Below are 23,582 nucleotides of genomic sequence, written 5' to 3' on the forward strand. Positions count from 1 at the left end.
TTTCAGGGTTTTACATACTGTTCAGTTTTCAAGGAACTTTGCTTCGTTGTTGCTTTCGTTCTCAGCAGTAACTCATTTATTCTATCATACCGTTTCCGGTTTGTCAAGAACTTTTTAAAACTTTTTTCGAGCGATTAAGAAGTTTTCTTAATGACTCTTAATAAGTTTTGCCCTGTCGCTCAAGGCGAGTATTATAATATCAAATCCCAGACCGAAAGTCAACTGTTTTTTCCATTTTTTCCAAAGTTTTTTCTTTTGTGCGTGCAATATCTACATTTTGTTATTATCAATTCTTATAAATACAAAATATTGTTTTGAGATGCGTTTTTCCTCTCAGCCAGAACCATCTTCAGGTTCTGGCCGCTTTCCCGATCATCTTCTTATCGTCCGCCATCCATACAAATTCATCCCAAACAGTACGACACCGACTACAACAAAGCATCCATATATTACTCTCTCCGCTTTCGTTTTACTCTCCCTGATACAAAAAATCAGCCAGAGGACCCAGAAAATATCTGCCATAAACATCATACCGCTTCCCCTGACCATGGTCGCGAGAATGAACATGGCATTTACAAACGCCCGGCCGCGTTCTGATCTCATGAACTTTCGTATCTTCTCAGCCATCTACACCTCCCCTTCCGGTAATACCTGCAGTGCATCCTGCATCGTGATGAACACCGGATCATCGGTCCAACTGCCATTTTTGCGGTTCTGAGCCGCCGTCATAACCGGATATTGCAGAATGCTCTTCTGATGCGTATAGTTCAGCCAGGAATCGATCCACCAGTCCTTCTCTTTTTCCCTGATGCCATAAGATACATATCCACGGCACCGCTCCCCGCGCCATGGCATCGAGAACTCTGCGAAGATACTGCTCGTCTCCCGGCTCTCATAAAACGGCCAGCTCTGCCCCATATCATAAGTCTCGTTTTCCAGAGACGCGTAATCCGCGGCATAGGAAATTTCCTTCTTATTATAAAGGACCTGTCCGGTCAGCTCTCCTTCTTCGAGCCAGCCACCATTCCGTTCCCGGCATGCCGGATATAGCTGCAAAGCCTCTGTCCCGCGAAAGCCCGGATCTTCATTCCAAAGAAAATGATGGATGATCTTCCAGTGCCCTTCCTGCTCAAGTTCTACTGCAATTCCACTGAGTCTCAGTTCTTTATGAGGATACTCCCGCGAATACTGCGTGTAGCCTTCTGATCTTGTGACGATCTGCTCTCCGTCATTGATCGGATAATCCGTTTGCTGCAATCGTACCTGTCTGGCGTTCTTGCACGCTAAGAGATCTTCCTCCTTCAGATCATCCAGAATATCCTCCGGAAATCCAATCGAGACCAGATGCGTTTTTATCTCCTCGCATGCCGGATCCTGCGGTGCTTTCACCTCGTTCCATTTCATATGGTAGGAACCAAAGAATATGGTTCCGATTACAAGTCCTGCTACGGTTAGAACAACTGCCCCTGCCGCACACTTCCCGTTGGAGACACGCATCGGCGGTTCTTCCAATACATACCCTGCCTTTTCCAGATCTTCAGCGGTATGTTTTAACTCCACAAGAATTCCAATATATGTCGCAAGAACAGCGATTCCAATGATCCAGCCGCTGTCATTCATGTTCATAAGCAGTATAATGACTGCATACCAGATCACTAAATGGATCAGGATTTTGTTGTCCGCTTCCTTCTCACGCTTTTTCAGCTCTGTCTGCATGCCGCAGAAAAAGCAGGATGCTATGATCAGCGGCAATGCAAATGCCCATAAGAGCATGAATTGCCAAATATATGTATCATAAATTTGTCTTCTGTTGATAAAAGTTCCACTCACTATGGAAATCATTGTAATCACAACGTTGATCGCTGCCGCAGCATACCCCGCCTTAAACCATTTATCTTCCTGCTTCAATTTCCGTAATCCTGCAAATATCATAAGGATTCCTATGAACGGCAGAATATAATATAACAGAAGAAAATTCAGTTTGATCACGCAGAATCCCATCCCAACCAGAATATTCTCATACGTCTGCTGCCAGAGACTTGTCTTTTGATCCACCAGCTTATTTCCACCGTTTTCATTCTGGTCTATTGAGAGATGTCCAGCGTTTTCCTGCGGACTATCTTTCACACTCTGTTCCTCTGCACTCTCCCAAAACGACTCCTGCATCCAGATTCTGGTATCCATGTGATCCCTCCCTTTTATCTCAGTCGCGAAAACTCCCACCTCTTTCAGGTGGTATGTAACAGTAAATTTGTCTCGGTGGGCGTTAGGTCTCCGAACATCCGAAGTTTTTTCGTATCCACAACCGCCACAATCCAGTCCATATCATATTTCGACACGATCCAATCCTTCTATCTATAAATATACCATAACTTCTTCCGCTATCAATCCACCGCGCTCAGTTTTAAGAAAAATGTAATCTATGTGGCAATTTTATGGCATTCCGATTACATTCCTCTTACGTTTTCTTACACTTTGTTGCATCGTATTGTATTTTCTGATACTTTCTGATACTGTGAATTTAGCGAAAAGGAATATACCTTTTTATGTGACAGGAAATTCCTCAAACTTTTCTGTTACACATGAGAATTTTGCAACAAAAGTCAAGGTCCAGAAAGGAGTTTCTATGAATTTGAATCATCTGATCATCCCTATCACCATTGCAGTCATTCTGATTCTGATCCTTGTCCTCATCACATGTGGATACGTGAAAGCTCCGCCGGATCAGGCTTATATTATTTCCGGTCTTAAGCATGACGCAAAGATCCTCATCGGACGTTCCGGAATCCGGATCCCGTTCTTTGAACGGATGGACCGTTTATATCTCGGACAGATGACCGTCGATATCAAGACGGAACAGTCTGTTCCGACGAATGATTTCATTAATGTCAACGTGGACGCCGTTGCCAAGGTACGGATCACTCCGTCCCAGGAAGGGATCCGTCTGGCAGCAAAAAACTTCTTAAATAAGAAACCCGAGGATATCACCATGGATCTTCAGGATTCCCTCCAGGGAAACATGCGTGAGATCATCGGTACTCTCTCCTTAAAGGAGATCAACACCGACCGTGATTCTTTCTCTGATCAGGTTATGCTAAAGGCATCCAAGGACATGGATAAGCTGGGAATCGAGATCCTGTCCTGTAATATCCAGAATGTCACTGACGATAATGGATTGATCCGGGATCTTGGTGCCGACAATACCTCAAAGATCAAGAAGGACGCCGCGATCGCAAAAGCTCAGGCAGACCGCGATATCGCCATCGCCCAGGCAGAAGCGAACAAATCTGCCAACGATGCCCGCGTACTTGCGGAGACAGAGATCGCGGAGAAAAATAATGAGCTGGAGATCCGTAAGTCAGAGCTTCAGAAGCACTCCGACACGAAGAAAGCGGAAGCGGACGCTGCTTATGAAATCCAGAAGCAGGAACAGGAAAAAACGATCCAGACAGCTACCGTAAATGCCCAGATCGCAAAGGCAGAGCGCGAAGCAGAACTTCGGAAGCAGGAAGTTGCCGTTCAACAGCAGCAGTTAGACGCGGAAGTCAACAAGAAAGCCGATGCGGAGCGCTACAAGGTCGAGCAGGAAGCGGCTGCCATGCTTGCAAAACGTCAGCGTGAGGCGGAAGCCAGAAAATATGAGTTAGAAAAAGAGGCGGAAGCCATGCGTACAAAGGCAGATGCCGCAAGATATCAGGCGGAGCAGGAAGCCGCCGGAATCCGTGCCCGCGGTGAGGCAGAAGCGGCTGCGATCCAGGCAAAAGCCGTTGCTGAGGCGGAAGGTATGGAGAAAAAAGCGGAAGCTTACGCGAAGTACAATAACGCCGCTATCGTCGAGATGTTAGTTGGCATCATGCCGCAGATGGCCGCAGAGATCGCGAAGCCATTGTCCTCTATCGACAAGGTCAATATCTACGGAACCGGCGGTGTAAACGGCACAAACGGAAGCGGAGTCAGCGAGATCTCCGGAAATACAGCTGCTGTCATGCAGCAGGTGTTTGATACTATGTCTGAGGCCACCGGTGTGGATTTTAGGGATATCCTGAAAGCGCAAACGTATGACGCGAAGGTGAACCGGAATATTAATGTCAGCGGACTTACAATCCCGGCTGTACATAGTGAACAAACCGCAGTCCCCGCAGCCGCAGGATCTGAAACCGATACTTCCGTTTTAAGTTCCGGAACGGGTGATTCAGCAATGCCGTCCACATCGGCCGCAGAAACAGTTCCGGAGAATCATACACCGTAATTACATTTTATAGTCCCGCTCTTTACTCAACTTAGTAAGTGTTGACTTACAGACTGATTCCAATCGTCATACCCATACTCCCCCTACTTACCCCCCGGCAGTGCCTCTCACAGGACACTGCCGGGGGCTTTTAATATAGGACGATCCACACAGCCCCACACACAGAACCTGCTGCAAGCAGCTTGTTCGGACGCTCCATAAAATGAATGTGCTCTGGCACATTCCCGCGCCCCGCGCGGTCGCTTGCGACAATCTGCATCCTTGCGCGAGTGCATATCATTGGCACGTGAGTGCCTTTTTATATAACAGGGAATTCTTCGGAATTTCCTATTACTCAAAAAAAGACACCCGCTTCCAGTCATCTCTGACCAGAAGCAGGTGTCTCTATAAGGGAAACATAAAAAATTGTGAAGCTGTTATTACAGCACAACACCGTCTTTAAAGATGGAGATCTCGCGGAAGCCTTTCTCCTCAGCCTTTGTCTGTTTTCCGCCGGCAACCTCGATCACAAGCTGCAGAAGTCTCTTTGCAGCGTCATCGATGGTCTCACCGTCAGCGATCGGACCGGCATCGAAATCGATCCAGCCTTTCTTTCTCTCCGCAAGCTGGCTGTTTGTCGCCAGTTTTAAGGTCGGAGCCGGTGCACCGAACGGTGTTCCGCGACCTGTTGTGAACAGGATCATATGCGCTCCTGCAGCCGTCATGGCTGTTGCGGATACCAGGTCATTTCCCGGTCCGTAAAGCATATTAAGACCTTTTGTGACTACCGGATCACCATAGCCGATAACATCCATGATCGGAGCTGTACCGCCCTTCTGGACACATCCGCAGGATTTATCCTCAAGGGTAGTGATACCGCCCTGCTTGTTTCCTGGGCTCGGGTTGTCGTATACGACCTCGTGGTGGCTGATAAAGTAGTTCTTGAAGCCGTTGATCATGTTGACAGCTTTGTCGAATACTTCTTTATTGACACAGCGGTTCATTAAGAAGCCTTCCGCTCCGAACATCTCCGGAACCTCTGTAAGCACAGTAGAACCGCCTCTGGCTGCCATCATATCACTGAAACGTCCGACAGTCGGGTTTGCGGTGATGCCGGAAAGTCCGTCGGAACCTCCGCACTTCATGCCGACAACAAGCTCACTGACCGGGATCGGCTCTCTCTCAAACTGTGCCGCGTATGCGGAACATTCCTCGAGAAGCTTTCTTCCTGCCTCAAACTCATCATCCACTTCCTGACAGGTCAGGAATTTTACACGATCATGGTCGTAATCGCCAAGCTCTTCCAGGAACTGCTCGTGGGTCAGATTCTCACAGCCAAGTCCTAATACGAGAACTGCGGCTGCGTTCGGATGACGGACAAGGGCTGCAAGAAGCTTTCTTGTCTGTGCATGATCTGCGCCTGTCTGGCTGCAGCCGAACGGATGCGGGAATGTATAGAGTCCGTCAATGGTGCCTTTCACAAGATCCTGATTGTCGCGGACCATTTTCTTTGCGATATCATTGACACAGCCTACGGTCGGGATGATCCAGATCTCATTGCGGATCGCCGCGCGGCCGTCTTTTCTGCGGAAGCCCATAAAGGTCTCCGGCTCAACTTTTTCCGGGAAGTCGAGGGCCGGAGTATAGGTATACTCCATCTCTCCTTCCAGATTTGTCTTCACATTGTGGGTGTGCATCCATGCACCGGCCTCTGCATCTGCTGTCGCGTGACCGATGGCAAAGCCGTATTTGATGATATTCTCACCGTTTTTGATCGGTTTTAACGCAATCTTGTGGCCCTGTGGGATGTCCTCAAGCGCTGTGACTGTGATACCGCCTGCAGTGACCTCCTCACCCTTTTTGATCGGGTGAAGAGCGACCGCAACGTTATCCAGTCTGGAAATCTGAATTACTTTCATATGTTAATTAAAGGCAGCTTGCAAATGCAGCCTTTGCTCCTTCCGTGCGAATCTTCTTAAGGTCAGCGACAACTTTCTCCTCAAGACCAGCAATCTTTGTGAGATCCTGATCCCACATCTTCTCGTTTGTGAGAACTGCGTTTACAAGAGCCTCTGCGGAGTCATCCTTGTGCGCATAGTAGAACTCAAGTGCCCATCTGTCATCGCTTACGGTGTACTCGTTGCCGGCCGGACGCTTGCAAACAAGACCTGCGTCTGTCAGAGCCTGGATGTCATTGCTGTAGAATGCGATATAAGCCGCTAAGGACATGGTCAGGCACTCCGGAAGCTTACCTGTCTCTTTGATGTACTCAAGGAAGGACGGCATATTTCTTGCTTTCCACTTAGATGTGGAGTTTAAGGAAATGCTCATTAACTCATGGTCAACGAACGGGTTGTTGAAACGATCCTGTACTGCGGACGCGAACTGCATTAAGTCGTTCTTGTCAAGCGGGAGTGTCGGGATAACCTCATCGTAGAGCATCTTGTTCATGAAGCCCTTGATGACCTCGTCATGCATGCAGTCACGAACGATATTCTCTCCTGCAAGGTAAGCGCCGAGGACGAAACCTGTGTGCGCACCGTTTAAGATTCTAACCTTTCTCTTCTTATACGGGCTCATATCCGGTGTTACGAATACTTTGTCAAGAAGACCTGCTTTCTTGAACGGAAGAATGTCGTTTAATTTCTCATCGCCCTCGATGACCCAGACGCCGAATACCTCGCCGACATCTGTAAGCGGGTCAGCGTAGCCGTTCTTCTGCTCAAGCTCAGCAACTTCGTTTGCGTCTTTGATACGGCCCGGAACGATACGGTCTACTAAGGAACCGCAGAATGTGCAGTCTTCATTTACGTACTTCTTGAATCCGTCCTCAAGTCCCCACTGCTCGATGTACTGGTTTACGCACTTTAAGAGCTCTTTACCGTTGTTGTCGATCAGCTCGCAGGCAAGCATGATGATACCTTTCTTTCCTGCTTTGTAACGATGATAAAGAACCTGAGTTAATTTTGCCGGGAAGCTGGACGGCGGGCAGTCATCCTGCTTACAGGACGGATCGTACTGGATACCGGCCTCTGTTGTGTTGGAAACGATGATCTCAAGGTCGTCGCTTGCCGCAACTGCCATCATCTTCTCGTAGTCTTCTTTTTCATAGGGATTTAAGCAGCGGTTTACGCTGGAGATCACTCTCTTAGCGTCTACCTTCTGTCCGTTCTCGCTTCCGCGGAGGTACAGAGTATAGAGACCTTCCTGCTCGTTGATCATCTTTGCGAGACCCGGGGCGATCGGCTGTACCAGACAGCATTTTCCGTTCCAGCCTGCTTTTTCATTTGCAAGATCAAACCAGTAATCTACGAAAGCACGAAGGAAGTTTCCCTCACCGAACTGAAGAACCTTCTCAGGTGCATCCTTTAATACATATCCATCATAACCAGATTTTTTGAGAACATCATAATTTAAGCGTTCCATAACTCTTATAATCCTTTCTATATTATTTATAATGTATTGGGGTAATATTCCTTATATCATGCAAGGAACTATCCATCTTATTGAAAACTATATAATTTAATCGAAAGCTGTTGTTTACCACATATTTCCGTCTTCATCAAACGGCATCTCTTCAGGCTCGGACTCAATCGTCATTCCCGGAATATGATGAGCCTCTTCCCAGTAAGATTCAGACAGCCAGATATGATCAATATGAAGGCTATTATGAATTCTGACAACACGCGGATTCTTTTTATCGATCTCATTGCAGCTTCTGATGCATACCTGAATGCATTCTTTATCGCTTTCCATAACAATCGGAATACGAACGCCTCCAAGGACAGTACATGTGATTGCATTCGGGTACATGGAAGCAAGGTCAAGCTGATCAAATACACGTTTGGTCGTTGCACTGGAATATCCAAGTCCTATTCCGTTTCCGTGAGTTTCCGGACTCAGATCAAGTACAGCAACACGCTGGGCATCAATTCCACCCGTTGCATACGGAGTGCAGAACGTACCTGTAATATTCGGATCCATGCCATCACCGCTGAAATTCTTGCCGATCTGGTCCACAATCAGCACATCACATGAATCCACAAGGATTCTTGGCATCAGATCTGCTGACTCCTGTAAAAGTCCTGGCTCTAACGCTTCAATATCTTCAGCGGCAACAGCAACAATCTTACAGGTCTCATCATATGCATTTTCAATTGTCGGAACAGCAAACAGGATCGGAGCATTCTTGATGATGCATTTTCCAAACAAAGGAACATTCTTGCCCATATTCTTGAATCCTGCCTCGTGGCAGACCTCTGCTCCATACTGTTTTCCAAGTCCAATTGCCATCATCTTCATCATACCACTCTGGTACGGGCCACGAAATGCTGTATGCGGTTTAATTCTGCACCCTAAAATAATTCCATCTGCTTCTGCCGCATTTTTATCAATATAGACATCTCCGCCTTCGTCATTTACACCGATTTTCTTTACTTCCATGGATGAAATGATTGGGCAGCCAATGTATTCTTCTGTAATTCCATAACCAGTAAGAATCGCCTTCTGTCCTTCTGCAGTTGCGCCACCATGGCTTCCCATGGCCGGTACTACAAACGGATGTGCGCCTCTGGATTTTACAAAATCCGCAATGCACTTTGTTGTCAGGGCATTATTAGCGATACCTCTTGAACCGGCGGTGATTGCAATACGCATTCCCGGCTTTACACGGGAAGCAAATTTCTCTTGGTTGAGTAAATTTTCAATGATTTCTGGGATCTCTTCCGGTTCGATCTTTGGACGCGGAAAAGTCTGTTTTACGCGGAACATTTTAGGAACGTAGGTATCCTTTACCATGTCTGCCACAAACTGTCTTTCTCTCATAACGGATTCCTTTCTTTGTGAAGTTCAAGCAAATTTGCGTACGGGATATATCCCGTACGCAAAAGTTCATTTTAATACGATTAGTAAATCAGGTCAACCAGGAATGTTGTAAGCGGCGGGAAGTATGTAAGTACCAGCATATCGATCAGGAATAACAGGTAGAACGGTTTTGCTTCCTTGATGAAGTCCTTTGTACGGCAACCTGTAACGCCACAGGTTACAAACATCAAAGTTCCCATAGGCGGTGTAAAAGCACCAATCGTACAGTTGAAAATATAAACCATTGCAAAGTGTACCGGATCGATACCAAACGCAACAGCTACCGGGTGTAAAAGAGGAGCAAGTACAATCATGGAGGCATTACCCTCGATAAACATTCCTACAACAATCAGGAATACGTTACAAATCAGAAGGAATATAAACTTATTAGAAATCGCGCTTGTCATCCAGCTTGCAAGGGTCTGCGGAATCTGCTCCTTTGTGAGGATCCAGGAGAAGCAGGATGCAGCCGCTACGATCAGCATAATGGAGGATGTTGTCGTAACTGTTTCCTTGCAGCCCTTAACGAAATCAGAAACCTTCATCTCATGATAAAGGATACCAAGTATCAATGCGTAAACAATTGCGACCGTACCGGCCTCAGTTGCAGTAAATACGCCAATACGAACACCGCCAATGATGATAATTGGAAGAAGCAACGGTAAGATAGCTGGTTTGATTGCTGCCCATTTCTCGCTTACCGGAATCTTGGTTGTACGATGCGGCATATATCCGCGTTTCTTTGAAACGAAACGCGTAAAGATCATTAACGTAACGCTCAGAACGATACCCGGTCCAATTCCAGCGACGAAAAGTTTTCCGACAGAAATGTTACAGATACATGCATAAATGATAAGTCCGGTTCCCGGCGGGATTAACGGAACGATCATTCCGGAGGCTGCGGTGATTACCGTGGAGAACGGTTTTGAATATCCCTCTGCTTCCATGGACGGAACGAGCATTTTACATTCCATAGCTGCATCTGCCAGAGAGGATCCGGATAAACCGCCCATAAGTGTGGATAACAGAACGTTAACCTGTGCAAGTCCACCATACCAACGAGAAGTTAAAACATTACAGCACTCCATGATTCTTCTCGTAACGCCTGTATAGTTCATAAATACACCGGCCATAACGAAGAACGGAATTGCCAAAAGGGACAGTCCCTGTGATCCTGCCAGTACCTGCTGTGCAAATACCATGGAATTCACATTCGGGCTTCCAATGAAATAAATTACCGAAGCGGCGAGAACCGAAATATATACCGGAACTTTTAAAAACAGCAGAACCAGAAGGGCAATTGCTGCAATAACAATAACGTGATTCATTATTTCTTTTTCGCCTCCTCGAATTCTTCTTCTGAGATCGATTCAATGACTTCTTTTTCAGAGTAGCCAAAGAAATTAACGATTACAAAGTTGTAAAGCTGCCATATGCAGGAAATCGGTGTAAGGCAGTAGATCAGCTGATAAGATAAATGAAGAACTGCTGTCTTACGTCCAGTTGCCGCAAACATATTGATATAATCAATACTTGTCTTCGCTAAGAATAATAAAGTACCAATGCTGACCAGAAGAATGAAAACATTCAGGATCTTCTGTACCATCTTCGGAAACATTTCATAGAAGATCTCGATAGCCGCATGGTTAGCAGTACGATATGCCGCACCGGCAGCGCCAAAAATAACCCATACGATCAAGGCGGCCTGCACTTCCTCGATCCAGCCGAACGGGCGGCCCACAACATAGCGGGCAATTACCCCAGAGAATGTCAATGCCACAAGAAGCACCATTGCTGCAGATGCGATTACAACATCAATGTTCAGCAGCATGACTTTCCAGTTCTTTTTGTTTTCCATGTTTTACCTCCCAGCCGACATATAAAAGCGGGGATCGGGAGCAATCCCCGTCCCCCGCTCGTTTGCTGACTGTTTTATGAAACTATTAGTTTGCCTTTGCTGCTGCTTTTACTGTGTCATACAGTCCATCACTCCAGCCAAGCTTCGCTGTATCGTTCTGGTAGAAGTACTGTCCAGCCTCGATCCATGCGGCTTTCTGCTCGTCTGTAAGCTCTGTAACAGTTACGCCAGCTTCCTCAAGCTTCTTTAAAGCATCTTCAGTCGCGTCATCCTGAAGCTCGTTGTTGTAGAGACCAGCCTCATCTGCGCATTCAGAAAGGATCTGTTTCTGCTCATCTGTAAGTGTGTTGTAGAAGGACTCACCACAGATCCACATAGATGTTGCAAGGATGTGTCCATCACGAACTACATATTTTGCAACTTCCTGGAAGGAACGGTTTGCAAGAGAAACAACCGGGTTCTCAACTGCATCGATCGTGCCAGCCTGAAGGGCCTGATATACATCACCCATATCCATACCTACAGAAGCTGCACCGAGGTCATTGAAGGATGTGATGGATAAGTCATTGGAAGAAACGCGAAGCTTTAAGCCCTTAAGATCTTCCGGAGTTGTGATCTGCTTGGTGGACATAATGTCACGGGAACCGTAGATCCAGTTGGAGGACAGAACACGGATACCGCCCTTAGATGCAAGCTGATCACAAAGATCCTTATACCAGTCAGAGTCGATAACTGCCCACTCTTCATCCCAGTTGTCAAACATGAACGGTGCATAGAAAATACCAAAATCCGGTACACCATAATCTGCAAGGAATGCGCCATCAGCAACTGTGATCGTATTCTCACCCATGACCATCTGGTCGATAAGATCTGTCTTTTTACCTAATGCAGAGTTCGGGAAAAGCTTTAACTCAATGGAGCCATTCGATTTCTCCTCAACTAATTCTTTCCACTTTTCAACTGCTTTTGCTGCCGGCTCTGTTGTAGCGTTCTCATAACCAACGTTAATTACAACTGTACCTTCCGGAGCTGCTGCGTCTGCTGCTGCGGTTGTTGCGTCTGCTGCTGCGGTTGTTGTTTCAGCTGCTGCTGTTGTCTCCGTTTTGGAAGAACTGCTTCCACATGCGGTAAGTGTTGTTGCTACCATAGCTCCTGCCATGGTTAATGCCATAACCTTTCTTAACTTCATAATTTTCCCTCCGTAATTTAATTACTTTTATTTATTCTCCCGTCCGATCCCCATCAGCCAGAAGAATCCTTCACCCCTTTTAGGGGAAAGTTTCGAAGCTTTTATGTTTTGGTCATTCAGCACATATCTCAAAATATACTTTGTTGTATCTTCTGTTGTATACAACAGATTATAATACTTTTTAAATTTTTGTCAATAAGTCTTGCGAAATTCGTTCTAAATTAGTCTATTTTAACAAATACAATCATTTTGCCTTGTGCAAAACGCCAATTGACATTCTTTATTGTTTAAAGTTTTATTTTTGTTAAATAAATATCTGAAAAACCGCCTTATTTTGCAATAAGTTGATACAACCATTGCAATAAGACGGTTTTTCTTCACCATGCGAAAACTCAGAATTTTACACGGCAATGTATTTATTTAATAGAACAGATTTACAAGGAATGTGGTAAACGGCTCGACCCAGGTAAGGAGCATCAGGTTGATAATAAGCAGAATGTAGAACGGTACTGCTTCTTTGATGAATGCCGCGGTCTTACACTTTGTAATAGAGCAGGTTACGAACATCAGGGTTCCCATAGGCGGTGATAATGCGCCGATGGCGTTATTGAAGATGTAGATCATTGCGAACTGGATCTCGTTGATTCCGTACTGTGCAGCGATCGGCGCAAGAAGCGGAACCAGAATGATCATGGAAGCGTTACCTTCGATGAACATACCTACGATCAGTAAGAAGATATTTACAACGATCAGGAATACATATTTGCTGTGGATGTTTGCAAGCATCCATGCTGTCAGCGCCTGCGGGATTCTCTCTTTTGTGAGGATCCAGGAGAATACGGACGCAGCGGATACGATGAGCATGATGGAAGCTGTCGTGCAGACAGTCTCCTTTAAGCCCTGGATCATATCCTTGATGTGCATCTCATGGTAGATAAAACCAAGGAATGCAGCGTAGAGGATCGCTACAGCTCCGGCCTCGGTAGCCGTGAAGATACCGATACGGATACCACCGATGATGATGATCGGAAGAAGCAGCGGCAGAATCGCCGGTTTTAAAGCAGTCCAGAATTTGGACCAGGTTAATTTTTCTGTTGTTAAAAGACCATAGCCACGTTTCTTGGAGATCACTCCTACAAGGATCATCATGGAAACGCAGAGAAGACCTCCGACACCGAAACCGGAAATAAACAGTTTACCGATGGAAACGTTCGCGATACATCCGTAAAGGATCATTGCGATTCCCGGCGGGATCAGCGGTGTGATCATGGAGGAAGCGGCTGTTACAACACTGGAAAACTCCAGAGAGAAGCCCTTCTTTGTCATCTCCGGAACCATCATTTTGGACTCCATCGCTGCATCGGCGATGTTGGATCCGGAAAGTCCGCCCATAACGGTGGATAAAAGTACGTTTACCTGTGCGAGACCGCCAGGAAGACGTCCTGTTACAACCTCACAGAAATCCATGATCCTCTTTGTAACACCGGTGTAGTTCATGAAGATACCGGCACAAACGAAGAACGGGATCGCCATAAGGGAAATTTTCTCAGTACCAATGATTGCCTGCTGGGCAAAGATAACGGTATTGATTCCCGGGTTCATAACGAAGTAAACCATGGAACCGCCGAGGACGGCAATAAATACCGGAACCTTGAAGAAAAGAAGGACCAGCATCACAATTGCAGATAACATTAACACATTACTCATTGCTGCTTGCTGCCTCCTTTGCCTCAGATTTTACGCCGTGGAACAGGGCGTAGAAATAGCTGATGATCATATCAAAATAGGATACGATCGCGATACCGTATACCCAGGAATACGGAATTTTTAACATACTGGTGGAACGTCCGCTCTTTACGAACACCTGGATGAAACCGATACTCTGCATGAACAGATATCCGATTACGACTACAACTACGATGGAAATCAGGATTTCCATGATCTTCTGCATGCTCTTCGGCATCAGGTCGACGATCATCTCGATCGCAACATGGTTGCCGGAGCGGAATGCTGCACCTGCGCCTGCAAATACGATCCAGACCATACATGAGGTCTGAACCTCCTCAAGCCATGTAAATGGCGCGTTGAAGATATATCTCCATACAACGCCGAGGAATGTCAGGACGATCAGGATCGCAAGAATAATGGAAGCGACAACGATGTCAATGTTCATCAGGATCGCTGAAGCTTTATTTTCTTTCTTCTCCATAGATTTTCAGACTCCTATCAGGGAAACTGCCCCGGCGGACAGATCCGCCGGGAACAGTTACTTTATGCATTTACTGCAAAATGGATTATTCAGCACCCATAGCCTTTTTAACTGTGTCATAGAGGCCATCGCTCCAGCCAAAGTCAGCCCCCATCTCATAGAACGGCTGTGCTTTCTCCTTGAATCCGGCAAGAACTTCCTCGGACGGCTCAACAACAGTTACGCCTTCGTCTTTCATCTTCTGAAGGTACTCAGCGTCAGCAGCCTGCTGTACTTCGTTGTTGTACTCACCAGCTTCTTCTGCTGTCTCAAGTAACCATGTCTGCTGCTCTTCCGGAAGGCTGTTGAACCAGTCAGCGGATACAACCCATGTTGTGAAGTTCTTTACATGTCCGTCAAGGATTAAGTATTTAGCAACCTCGTGAAGCTTTCTGCCGTACAGAGTTGCAAGCGGGTTCTCAGCACCGTCGATGGTCTTTGTCTGAAGAGCCTGATAAACATCTCCAAGTGCCATACCTGTGGATGTTGCGCCAAGTACATCGAAGCCCTTGGACTGGATCTCGTTGGACGGAACACGGATCTTTAATCCCTTTAAGTCATCAACTGTGTTGACCGGAACGTTTGTAAGAGTATGTCTCTCACCGTAGATCCAGTTGGAAGCGATGATCTTTAAGCCTTTTTCTTCAAGCTTGCCACACTGCTCTTTGTACCAGTCGGAATCAACCAGTTTCCAAACCTGATCCCAGGAATCGAACAGGAACGGTCCGAATACGATACCGAAATCCGGTACACCGTAGTCAGCATAGAAAGCACCATCTGCAAGTGTGCAGACATTCTCGCCGAGAAGCATGGAGTCGATTAAGGAAGACTTATCACCAAGCTGGGAATCCGGGTAGATCTCGATTGCCATCTTGCCGCCGGATTTCTCTTTGATGATCTCCTGAGCTTTCTCCCAGCCCTGTCCAACCGGCTCGGAAATGGAGTTCTCGAAAGCGACCTGAAGAACTGTCTCAGCATCGGAAGAACCGTTATCTGCTGCTGCAGCTGCTGTAGTATCTGCTGCTGCGGCTGCTGTTGTCTCAGCTGCCTTTGTTGTCTCTGTTGTGGAAGAGCTGCTTCCGCAAGCGGTAAGTGTTGTTGCTGCCATAGCACCTGCCATGGTTAATGCCATAACTTTTTTGAGTTTCATAATGTTTCCCTCCGTAATGTATTAAACATTTATTTAAGCCTTCCGTCTGATCCCCACCAGCCGGAAGGCTCTCTCACCCCGTTGCGCGGGGAAAGGTTCTAATTTTAATGGTGTCTGAAAAGTGAATTCATTTTACCACTATTTTAGCAAACATTCCATATTATTTGGAAATCTTGGAAAAATCAAATACAACCTTTAACATATCGCCCGGGTTGTGCGCAAAGTCATCGAATGCCTTTGCAGCATCATCAAACGCATATGTATTTGTGATGATCTTGTGGAGCGGTGCCTTGCCTGCGTTCACGATATCGATCAGCTCTAAGAAGTCCTTCTTTAATGCGTTTCTGGAACCGAATACATTTAATTCCTTCTTCTGGATCAGTGTGAAGTTGAAGTCAAGGTTCTTCTTGCCGACTCCGATCAGAACCATGCGGCCACCGAAGCAGCAGGCATCGATACAGTTCTGGAATGTGGACGGAAGACCAACAGCCTCGATCGTCACATCAAAACCGTTGCCGTTTGTGATCTCAGCAACACCTTTCTCGAAGTTTTCTGGAGAATCATTTAATAAGGTTCCGTCAACACCGAAGTCCTTTGCCATCTCAAGCTTACCTGCGGATACATCGGAGATGTAAACGGTAGCGCCCTTCGCTTTTGCTGCGATCGCTGCGAGAACACCGATCGTACCGGCGCCGACTACAAGGACTTTGTCTCCCTCTTTTACGTTTGCACGGCTCACACCATGGTAGCTGATGCAGAACGGCTCGATTGCTGCAAGTGTCTTTGCGTCCATTCCCTTACCGTCATACACACGCTCGATCGGCATTGTGATGTACTCCTGGAAAGCACCGTCTCTCTGACATCCCATGGTCTGGTTGTCCATACATGCGTTTACGATTCCGTGCTCGCAGGAATAGCAGTGTCCGCAGTTGAAGTACGGGTTGCAGGTTACGATCATTCCCGGCTTGATGCCATACGCGTTGTTCTCATCTGCCTCGATAACCTCAGCGGAGAACTCGTGGCCCGGGATTCTCGGGTAATCAAAATATGCGAATGTTCCACGGTAGGAACCAAGATCGCTTCCGCAGATTCCACCATAAAGGATCTTTAATAAAACTTCTCCTTCTTTTCTTACCGGCATCTCTACATCTTTAATAGAAACCTGACCCGGTGCGTCAATATACATTGCTTTCATCGTTGTTTCCTCCTTAATTTTACGATTTTACCAGCTGTATAGTTTTCTCAAAATCATAGTTGTTGTATTCTTTGTTGTATACAACAGATTATAATACTTTTCACGTTGCTGTCAATAATTGTTAAGAAAGTTATATGTGATTTGTCCATTTCAACAAAATCCAGATTCCAGACTTGTGCAAATTGCCAGTTGACTATTTCGGGAATTTTGATTTTCCTTTCTTGAAATGTGCCTTGTTTTATGATAATATGAATACATTGCATTCAGAATCCGGTGTTCGAAAACCTGACGGGTCTGTTGCTGCCACTCTATCTCACGGAAACAGGAGTCCATTATGCCTAAAATAAATCTGAAAACCCTTGCATACAATACAATCCGAAATAAAATCGTGACTTGTCAGTATGCGCCGGGTACTTTTTTGAATGAAGAACAGTTGACAACAGAGCTCTCCTTAAGCCGGACGCCTGTCCGCGATGCCTTGGGACGTCTCGAACAGGAAGGTCTTTTGGAAATCCGCCCGAAATGCGGAATTCTCGTTCGTCCTCTGACATTAAATGACATTGATATGACCTTTGAAGTCCGAATGCTGTATGAGCCATACATCCTGACCCATTATGGTGTAAATCTTTCAGTTTCCAAACTGAAAGAATTCTATGAGATCTTTCAAAAATGGGATCCCGAAAAAGAACTATATCGTGACAAAGATTTCTTCTACGACCTCGATTACCGTTTTCACGCGTTCCTCATGTCCGCCTGCCCGAATGAATTTATCAACAGAAGCTACGATACGATCCAGACACAGAATGAGCGTTTCCGATATATGACTGGAAATGTTTCGAATTTCCGCCTGGAGGCGACCTTCAAGGAGCACACGGCGATCGTGGAACCATGTCTGGAGGGTGACTGGGAAAAGGCCGCGGAGCGGCTCATCTACCACCTGGAACGTTCAAAAGCTTCCGCGTTCCGTCTCGTCGCTGATTCCGAGGTAAGCAGCCTTGCACATCGTATGACCCTTTAAACACTCAAAACCACAAAATCCGGATCTGTTATCTTCTGAGAAACCAGATCCGGATTTTTTATTCTTTCAAATTTGCTATGATAACAACTGTTTTATTGTCCGTATGTCGTGTAAACAGTGTAAATTTTCTTTAATACATTTTACTTAATTATAATTAACTAATTTATGATTAAGTAAAATGTAAATGACTTTTTTGTATTTGACGATGAGCATATTATCGGCTATAATTAAGATATAACCATTCAGTCTTTTGCCTGTTTGTACTCTGATCACATGTTCAACAGCCGGAGGTGAAATCATGTTCATTGGAAGAGAAAGAGAGCTGTCCTCTCTTGAAAAACTATATCGATCGGATAAATTTGAATTTGCAGTTGTCTACGGACGACGCCGGGTTGGAAAAACCGCATTGCTCAGCCATTTTATTAAAGATAAAAATTCTATTTATTTTATGGGAATTGAAAGCAACGCAAAGCAGAACCTTGAAAACTTTAGCAGAAGTATTCTGGAATCAGACAGTCGTAATCCTGCTGAATCTGTCTTTCTTACCTTCCAGTCAGCATTAGAGTATGTTTTTAGACGTTCAGAACAGGAACGGATCATCCTTGTTATTGATGAATATCCTTATGTTGCACGATCATCAAAAAGCTTTTCTTCTGTACTCCAGCTGTTAATCGACCAATATAAAGATCGCTCAAAACTCATGCTGATCCTTTGCGGTTCCTCCATGTCTTATATGGAGGATCATGTGCTGGCATATAAAGCCCCCCTGTACGGGCGGCGAACCGCACAGTTTAAGATCTTACCCTTTAACTTTTTTGAAACATGCCGCTATTTCAGAAATTTTTCTCCATCTGACTGTGCCCTGATTTACGGGATTGCCGGTGGAACCCCGCAATATCTTCTTCAGATGGATGATTCCATGAGTGTTGATGAAAACATAAAAAATACATTTTTAAATTCATCCTCCGCCCTCTTCGAGGAACCTGAAAATCTTCTCAAACAGGAAGTACGCGAACCATCGCTATATAACGCAATTATCTCAGCGATTGCTTCCGGAGCTTCCAAGCTATCGGAAATCAGCACAAAAGTCGGCGAAAACAGCAGCACCTGTACTGCTTATTTAAAAAATCTGATCTCTCTGGGACTAATTCGCCGCGAAACACCTTACGGGGAAAAGAACTCCAAAAAAACAATTTACACGGTTGAGGACAACATGTTCCGCTTCTGGTACCGGTTTATTCCTGATAATGCCTCCCTGATCGTCCGCGGCGCATCTGATCTGGCCTATCAGAGGATCAGACCTCAGCTTTCCGACTATATGGGAAAAATCTTTGAAGATATCTGCACCCAATATTTATGGCAGCTGCTCTTAAATGGAAAATCTCCTGTTTTCTTCAAGGAGCTTGGGCGTTGGTGGGGAACTGATCCAGCCACACATGCGCAAACAGAAATCGACATCATGGGAGAGCAGGACAAGAATACAGCCTTGTTTTGCGAATGCAAATGGACAAACGATCTCGTTGATTCCGGTGTCCTCGAGCTCCTTGTCCATCGAAGCCAGCTTTTCCACTACAACTCCACACATCTGTTTCTGTTTTCGAAAAACGGTTTTACAAGTGGATGTACGGAAATGGCCGAAAAACTCGGAAACGTGACTCTCGTCTCCTATTCAGATATCTATGGCAGTTGTCAATAGGCGAATCACCCCCCATTTTTTATAGAATGTGCCTTTTTGTAACAGGGAATTTCACAGAATTCCCTGTTACGCAAGAATAAAGGGAGATCCGTTATCCTTCGGATCTCCCTTTGATATTCCTTATAATCTCGTCCCGATCAATTCCGTCAGCTCCTCCAGTGTCGCAACCGAATTGATCTCATTTCTTAATGCCGCAGAATTCGGATACCCGGCGGTATACCAGGCGACGTGCTTCCGCATCTCCCGCATTCCCGCGAGCTCGCCTTTAAACTCCATCATCATCTGGCCATGGCGCAGGATCATGGCTTTCAGCTCCTCCACGGAAGGTCTCGGGAGAAGCTCGCCCGTTTCGAGATAGTGGGTGATCTGCTTAAAGATCCACGGATTTCCCTTCGCACCCCGGGCCACCATGATCCCGTCACAGCCCGTCTCCTCCACAAGGCGCTTCGCATCCTGCGGTGTAAAGACATCTCCGTTTCCGATTACCGGGATCTTCACAGCTTTTTTGACCTCGCGGATGATATTCCAGTCAGCTTTTCCAGAGTAATACTGCTCTCTCGTTCTACCATGGACAGCCACCGCCGCCACACCGGCACTCTCGGCGATCTTTGCGATCTCCACGGCGTTGATGCAGGTATCGTCAAAGCCCTTGCGGAATTTCACAGTCACCGGCTTTTTCACCGCTTTCACGAGTTTCGTGAGGATTTCCTCCACCAGCTTCGGATTTCTCATAAGGGCAGAGCCTTCACCATTCTTAACGATCTTCGGCACCGGGCAGCCCATGTTGATATCGAAAATATCGTATGGACCATCCTCCAGGCTCGCCGCGATATCCGCTACAATATCCGGATCAGAGCCAAAAAGCTGCAGGGACACGGGACGCTCCCGCTCATCCACCTTTAAGAGCTCCTGAGTATTTTTATTCTTGTAGAGGATCGCCTTCGCGCTCACCATCTCCATGCACACCAGACCTGCTCCCTGCTCCCTGCAGAGGATCCGGTACGGCATGTCCGTCACGCCCGCCATCGGGGCGAGGATCACATTGTTTTCAAGTTCCACATTTCCGATTTTTAACGTCATTGAATCAAAACTCCCTCTGCGTTTACGTACCGTCCGTCCGGCGCATAAGCGTTGGTTAACATGTCTCCGTCTGGTTTCTGGAAGTAATACCAGCTGCCCTGAGAGTTGACCCATCCGTATGCCATCGTTCCGTCCGTGTTCAGGAAATAATATTTTCCTTCTTTCAAGAGCCAGCCCGTCTGCATAGCTCCTTTGCTGTTTAAATAGTACCAGTTTCCATTGACATTCTGCCAGCCGGTCTGCATGATTCCATACATATCCAACAGATATGTCTTTCCATCTACATAGCCCCACTGACTCGAGACCGGATTTCCGTCCGGCTTATATAAGGCCCATTTCCCGTCAGCCCGCTGTCTCCAGCTGCCGCCGCGGTAGGTATTGTGGATGTAGATCGTGCTGTTTTCTGTTTTTGCGTACTGCTGTGCCGCCTCGTTTCCCGGGCCTTTCGAGTACACGTAATCTTTCTCGCTGTCGAGTCCGCCGCCCGGATTGGAACCGGACGCTCCGGGGCCGACATTGGAAGTCCAGCCGTTGTTGTAGGCCGGGTTGTTTTCCGGCTGCTCCTGATAATATATGATATCGTGATCCTCCATGCCCGGACCAATGTTGAAAGCATAGGCAGTCATCCCTGCTGTTCCGGAGTCTGTAAGACTCAAAAGTACAGCACCTCCAATTCCGATCGCTGCCGCCATCATCGTTTTCCTCGCTTTTCCCTTATAAACATATCCCGCACAGATGCTTATTTTGTTTCGTATGCATTTCCAGCCTGCTCTTCTCATATCGTTTCCTCCGATACCGGTGTTATTCTCCCTCTTTTTCCAGCTGGTCTTCCAGCTTGCCGCCGAGAAATACCACACGGTAGAATAACTCCAGAGATTCTAAAAGTTCCTTCTTTTCTCTCTGGTACTGGCGGATCTTAAGACCACTTCCGATCTCATCGAAGAGATAATCCTGATCCTCCGCTTCCACACGGAACTCGAGGTTTCCTTCCGGGGTGAATTCGAGGAAGAGGATGCCGCCCACATCCTCAGTAAAGAGGACGCACATGATCTGAAGTTCCTTTTTGATGTTTTCCGGAAGAAGTTTGAATTTTTCGTTGAAGTAATATTTCTGCTGGTATGAGTTTGCGCCGCAGAGGATAATGTTTTCCTGTTTATTGTTGTTTTCTGCCATGATATATGTTTGCTCCGTTTCCTGTCATATAGTGTGATTGTAACTGTTCAGTAGGTCTGCGCATTTACTACGCTGACCGTAAGAAAACTTAGAATAGATAGCAAAAATCTTATCGGCACAGCCGATTTGGAATGGATTTTTGCGCGTAACTGTGAGGGCAAATGTTTTTGACCCCAACATCATTTTATATAACCTGTCCATGGTTTTAGCATTTTTGAAGCTTAACTGCTTTAGAAGAAATTACAGGTATCTCAAAATATCAGATATTGAATCGATATGGTAATCCGCCTTACTCTGGTCGAATCCGAACCGGTCATCCTTCAAACCGGCGATTGACATTCCGGCGCGGTATGCCGCCTCGATGCCCACGGTAGAATCCTCCACGACAAAGCACTCGTCCTCACGGATTCCCAGAGTATCCGCTGTATAGTGGTAGATCTCCGGATTCGGTTTGCTCTGTTTAAACTGCTTTCCACTGACGATCAGGTCAAATTCCGGGCGCATGCCCACCTCCTCCACGATCCTCGAGATCAGCTTCGGACCTGTGGAGGATACCAGCGCGACTGTATAGCCGCGGCGCTTTAATTCCTGCACTGTGGTCTTCATCTCCGGGCGGAAGATCTTCCGATAATCGATCCGGCTGTAAATGTCTCTTTCGGCCCACTCTTTGATCAGTGTTTCCCAGGTCTCACCGTTATTCACGGCCCGTTCCATCACAGTCCAGCTATCCTGTCTGCTGCGGCCTACCATTGGGGTGATGTCTTCCATTGTCACCGCCGGGTTCTTTTCTTTTGCGAACTCCAGCAGGTATTTCATATATACAAATTCACTGTCTACCATAACGCCGTCCATGTCAAAGAGGACGGCCCTGATCGGGCGTGTGATCTTCATGTAAATTCCTTTCCGGCAAACCTCGCGCGGACGCCTGCGGCAATCCATATCTTCACGCGGGTGTGCATGATTGGTATGTAGTGCCTTTTTCATCAGCCGGAAGCTCCATCAAAATTTCCGGTTAACGGAAAAAGGCGGCTTAAGGATAAGCCGCCTATATTCTATCGTATTTCCCTCTATTTTGCAAGAATCCCGCGCATTTTCAGGTAGTCTACCACGCACTCCACCATATCATCGTAGGAAAGTTTCGTGGTGTTGATCATCAGATCGTAGTTCTCAAGATTCTCCCAGCTCTTTCCGGTATAGTAGCGGTAATAGTCGCGGCGCTCCCGGTCGATCCGCTTAATATTCTTTAAGATATCTTCCTCCGGGAAGTATCCTTTCTCACGGACTTTGTTGATCCTCTCCTCGATCTCCGCATACACAAAGAGCCGGACAAGGTTTTCAGTTCCGTCGAGGACATAGTCGGCGCAGCGGCCGATAATAATACAGGATTCTTCCTGAGCCAGTTTCCGGATGACCGATGACTGGAACCGGAACAGGTTGTCAGATGAGATCAGGTCAGATCCCAGAGACGGGGTTCCGTTTTCCGGAATCAGAGAGTGGATGATCCGGTATAACAGCTTATTTCCGGCTTTTTCATCGGCAAGGTGGAAATAGCTCTCGCGGATCCCGCTCTCCTCGGAGGTCATCTTTAAGATCTCCTTATCGTAAACATGAAGTCCAAGGCGCTCGCCGAGACGTTTCGCCATCTCCGCTCCGCCGCTTCCATACTGTCTTCCGACCGTGATCACAAATTTCTTATTCTCCGCCATAAATGCCTCCTTCTTCCCCTCCCGCCTCTCGGCAGATGTACCTGGAAAAATCATGGGAATGCTTTTTATTCTATCTGTATTTTACCATATATAGTTTGAAATTTTAAGTCTTTTTTATAATATTTTCGCTGTTTTTCAGCTCCTTCGTAAGTTTCACAATTACAAAATACAGGCATAT

The 23,582-nt window shown here is 46.4% G+C and carries 20 protein-coding genes; 3 read left to right on the forward strand and 17 right to left on the reverse strand.

Going from position 1 to position 23,582, the window contains the following annotated elements:
- Positions 1-372: 372 nt before the first annotated feature.
- The gene (locus tag DW826_RS14550; RefSeq protein WP_015552571.1) at positions 373-627 is read right to left on the reverse strand and encodes a hypothetical protein; all 255 of its coding nucleotides are present in this window, start codon (positions 625-627) and stop codon (positions 373-375) included.
- On the reverse strand, positions 628-2,184 hold the full coding sequence (locus DW826_RS14555; RefSeq protein WP_117553088.1) for a hypothetical protein: 1,557 nt from the start codon (positions 2,182-2,184) through the stop codon (positions 628-630).
- Between the two features lie 442 nt (positions 2,185-2,626).
- Here DW826_RS14555 and DW826_RS14560 point away from each other — a divergent pair, with 442 nt between their 5' ends.
- Positions 2,627-4,249, forward strand: coding sequence for a flotillin family protein (locus tag DW826_RS14560; RefSeq protein ID WP_117553097.1), 1,623 nt, complete (start codon positions 2,627-2,629; stop codon positions 4,247-4,249).
- A gap of 419 nt (positions 4,250-4,668) precedes the next feature.
- On the opposite strand, the gene DW826_RS14565 is transcribed toward DW826_RS14560, so the two are convergent.
- The 10 genes from DW826_RS14565 to DW826_RS14610 form a co-directional block, all read right to left on the reverse strand.
- The gene (locus DW826_RS14565; protein ID WP_117553089.1) at positions 4,669-6,147 is read right to left on the reverse strand and encodes an altronate dehydratase family protein; all 1,479 of its coding nucleotides are present in this window, start codon (positions 6,145-6,147) and stop codon (positions 4,669-4,671) included.
- A 7-nt stretch (positions 6,148-6,154) separates the two neighbouring features.
- A complete protein-coding gene (locus tag DW826_RS14570) occupies positions 6,155-7,654 on the reverse strand; it encodes a tagaturonate reductase (RefSeq protein ID WP_117553090.1) in 1,500 nt (499 codons plus the stop codon).
- Between the two features lie 114 nt (positions 7,655-7,768).
- Positions 7,769-9,052 (reverse strand): lactate racemase domain-containing protein, encoded by a 1,284-nt coding sequence (locus DW826_RS14575; RefSeq protein ID WP_015552575.1) that lies wholly within the window; start codon positions 9,050-9,052, stop codon positions 7,769-7,771.
- Between the two features lie 80 nt (positions 9,053-9,132).
- A complete protein-coding gene (locus DW826_RS14580) occupies positions 9,133-10,419 on the reverse strand; it encodes a TRAP transporter large permease (protein ID WP_015552576.1) in 1,287 nt (428 codons plus the stop codon).
- The gene (locus DW826_RS14585) at positions 10,419-10,949 is read right to left on the reverse strand and encodes a TRAP transporter small permease subunit (RefSeq protein WP_117503429.1); all 531 of its coding nucleotides are present in this window, start codon (positions 10,947-10,949) and stop codon (positions 10,419-10,421) included. Before DW826_RS14585 ends, DW826_RS14580 begins: the two co-directional genes overlap by 1 nt.
- Before the next feature lie 85 nt (positions 10,950-11,034).
- A complete protein-coding gene (locus tag DW826_RS14590) occupies positions 11,035-12,138 on the reverse strand; it encodes a C4-dicarboxylate TRAP transporter substrate-binding protein (protein WP_117553091.1) in 1,104 nt (367 codons plus the stop codon).
- 420 nt (positions 12,139-12,558) lie between these two features.
- Positions 12,559-13,845: a TRAP transporter large permease gene (locus tag DW826_RS14595; RefSeq protein WP_021905265.1), complete on the reverse strand. Its 1,287-nt coding sequence runs from the start codon at positions 13,843-13,845 to the stop codon at positions 12,559-12,561.
- A complete protein-coding gene (locus DW826_RS14600; protein WP_021905264.1) occupies positions 13,838-14,347 on the reverse strand; it encodes a TRAP transporter small permease in 510 nt (169 codons plus the stop codon). The genes DW826_RS14595 and DW826_RS14600 overlap by 8 nt, the downstream gene beginning before the upstream one ends.
- A gap of 85 nt (positions 14,348-14,432) precedes the next feature.
- Complete coding sequence (locus tag DW826_RS14605; RefSeq protein WP_117470036.1) at positions 14,433-15,536, reverse strand: C4-dicarboxylate TRAP transporter substrate-binding protein; 1,104 nt, start codon at positions 15,534-15,536, stop codon at positions 14,433-14,435.
- A 160-nt stretch (positions 15,537-15,696) separates the two neighbouring features.
- On the reverse strand, positions 15,697-16,731 hold the full coding sequence (locus tag DW826_RS14610; protein ID WP_021905262.1) for a zinc-binding alcohol dehydrogenase family protein: 1,035 nt from the start codon (positions 16,729-16,731) through the stop codon (positions 15,697-15,699).
- A 334-nt stretch (positions 16,732-17,065) separates the two neighbouring features.
- Here DW826_RS14610 and DW826_RS14615 point away from each other — a divergent pair, with 334 nt between their 5' ends.
- Both DW826_RS14615 and DW826_RS14620 read left to right on the forward strand, forming a co-directional pair.
- Complete coding sequence (locus DW826_RS14615; RefSeq protein ID WP_117503426.1) at positions 17,066-17,749, forward strand: GntR family transcriptional regulator; 684 nt, start codon at positions 17,066-17,068, stop codon at positions 17,747-17,749.
- A 298-nt stretch (positions 17,750-18,047) separates the two neighbouring features.
- Positions 18,048-19,445, forward strand: coding sequence for an ATP-binding protein (locus DW826_RS14620; protein ID WP_117553092.1), 1,398 nt, complete (start codon positions 18,048-18,050; stop codon positions 19,443-19,445).
- Positions 19,446-19,565: 120 nt separating this feature from the next.
- On the opposite strand, the gene dusB is transcribed toward DW826_RS14620, so the two are convergent.
- The 5 genes from dusB to DW826_RS14645 all read right to left on the reverse strand — a co-directional run bounded on the left by dusB (position 19,566) and on the right by DW826_RS14645 (position 23,404).
- Positions 19,566-20,525: a tRNA dihydrouridine synthase DusB gene (dusB, locus tag DW826_RS14625; protein ID WP_015552585.1), complete on the reverse strand. Its 960-nt coding sequence runs from the start codon at positions 20,523-20,525 to the stop codon at positions 19,566-19,568.
- Positions 20,522-21,304, reverse strand: a complete 783-nt coding sequence (locus DW826_RS14630) for a hypothetical protein (protein WP_117503424.1) — start codon at positions 21,302-21,304, stop codon at positions 20,522-20,524. The genes dusB and DW826_RS14630 overlap by 4 nt, the downstream gene beginning before the upstream one ends.
- 22 nt (positions 21,305-21,326) lie before the next feature.
- Positions 21,327-21,698, reverse strand: a complete 372-nt coding sequence (locus tag DW826_RS14635; protein ID WP_117470040.1) for a DUF6145 family protein — start codon at positions 21,696-21,698, stop codon at positions 21,327-21,329.
- A gap of 240 nt (positions 21,699-21,938) precedes the next feature.
- A complete protein-coding gene (locus DW826_RS14640) occupies positions 21,939-22,589 on the reverse strand; it encodes an HAD family phosphatase (protein WP_117503423.1) in 651 nt (216 codons plus the stop codon).
- Between the two features lie 176 nt (positions 22,590-22,765).
- Positions 22,766-23,404 (reverse strand): cytidylate kinase-like family protein, encoded by a 639-nt coding sequence (locus DW826_RS14645; RefSeq protein ID WP_015552589.1) that lies wholly within the window; start codon positions 23,402-23,404, stop codon positions 22,766-22,768.
- Positions 23,405-23,582: the final 178 nt, after the last annotated feature.

The sequence above is a fragment of the Clostridium sp. AM34-11AC genome (genome assembly GCF_003435375.1).
GTDB classification, from domain to species: Bacteria; Bacillota; Clostridia; order Lachnospirales; family Lachnospiraceae; genus Pilosibacter; species Pilosibacter fragilis.

Bases quoted from the DNA above. Each gene is read 5' to 3' on its own strand.
- DW826_RS14550 (WP_015552571.1), bottom strand. From the start codon at position 627: ATGGCTGAGAAGATACGAAAGTTCATGAGATCAGAACGCGGCCGGGCG.
- DW826_RS14555 (WP_117553088.1), bottom strand. From the start codon at position 2,184: ATGGATACCAGAATCTGGATGCAGGAGTCGTTTTGGGAGAGTGCAGAG.
- DW826_RS14560 (WP_117553097.1), top strand. From the start codon at position 2,627: ATGAATTTGAATCATCTGATCATCCCTATCACCATTGCAGTCATTCTG.
- DW826_RS14565 (WP_117553089.1), bottom strand. From the start codon at position 6,147: ATGAAAGTAATTCAGATTTCCAGACTGGATAACGTTGCGGTCGCTCTT.
- DW826_RS14570 (WP_117553090.1), bottom strand. From the start codon at position 7,654: ATGGAACGCTTAAATTATGATGTTCTCAAAAAATCTGGTTATGATGGA.
- DW826_RS14575 (WP_015552575.1), bottom strand. From the start codon at position 9,052: ATGAGAGAAAGACAGTTTGTGGCAGACATGGTAAAGGATACCTACGTT.
- DW826_RS14580 (WP_015552576.1), bottom strand. From the start codon at position 10,419: ATGAATCACGTTATTGTTATTGCAGCAATTGCCCTTCTGGTTCTGCTG.
- DW826_RS14585 (WP_117503429.1), bottom strand. From the start codon at position 10,949: ATGGAAAACAAAAAGAACTGGAAAGTCATGCTGCTGAACATTGATGTT.
- DW826_RS14590 (WP_117553091.1), bottom strand. From the start codon at position 12,138: ATGAAGTTAAGAAAGGTTATGGCATTAACCATGGCAGGAGCTATGGTA.
- DW826_RS14595 (WP_021905265.1), bottom strand. From the start codon at position 13,845: ATGAGTAATGTGTTAATGTTATCTGCAATTGTGATGCTGGTCCTTCTT.
- DW826_RS14600 (WP_021905264.1), bottom strand. From the start codon at position 14,347: ATGGAGAAGAAAGAAAATAAAGCTTCAGCGATCCTGATGAACATTGAC.
- DW826_RS14605 (WP_117470036.1), bottom strand. From the start codon at position 15,536: ATGAAACTCAAAAAAGTTATGGCATTAACCATGGCAGGTGCTATGGCA.
- DW826_RS14610 (WP_021905262.1), bottom strand. From the start codon at position 16,731: ATGAAAGCAATGTATATTGACGCACCGGGTCAGGTTTCTATTAAAGAT.
- DW826_RS14615 (WP_117503426.1), top strand. From the start codon at position 17,066: ATGCCTAAAATAAATCTGAAAACCCTTGCATACAATACAATCCGAAAT.
- DW826_RS14620 (WP_117553092.1), top strand. From the start codon at position 18,048: ATGTTCATTGGAAGAGAAAGAGAGCTGTCCTCTCTTGAAAAACTATAT.
- dusB (WP_015552585.1), bottom strand. From the start codon at position 20,525: ATGACGTTAAAAATCGGAAATGTGGAACTTGAAAACAATGTGATCCTC.
- DW826_RS14630 (WP_117503424.1), bottom strand. From the start codon at position 21,304: ATGAGAAGAGCAGGCTGGAAATGCATACGAAACAAAATAAGCATCTGT.
- DW826_RS14635 (WP_117470040.1), bottom strand. From the start codon at position 21,698: ATGGCAGAAAACAACAATAAACAGGAAAACATTATCCTCTGCGGCGCA.
- DW826_RS14640 (WP_117503423.1), bottom strand. From the start codon at position 22,589: ATGAAGATCACACGCCCGATCAGGGCCGTCCTCTTTGACATGGACGGC.
- DW826_RS14645 (WP_015552589.1), bottom strand. From the start codon at position 23,404: ATGGCGGAGAATAAGAAATTTGTGATCACGGTCGGAAGACAGTATGGA.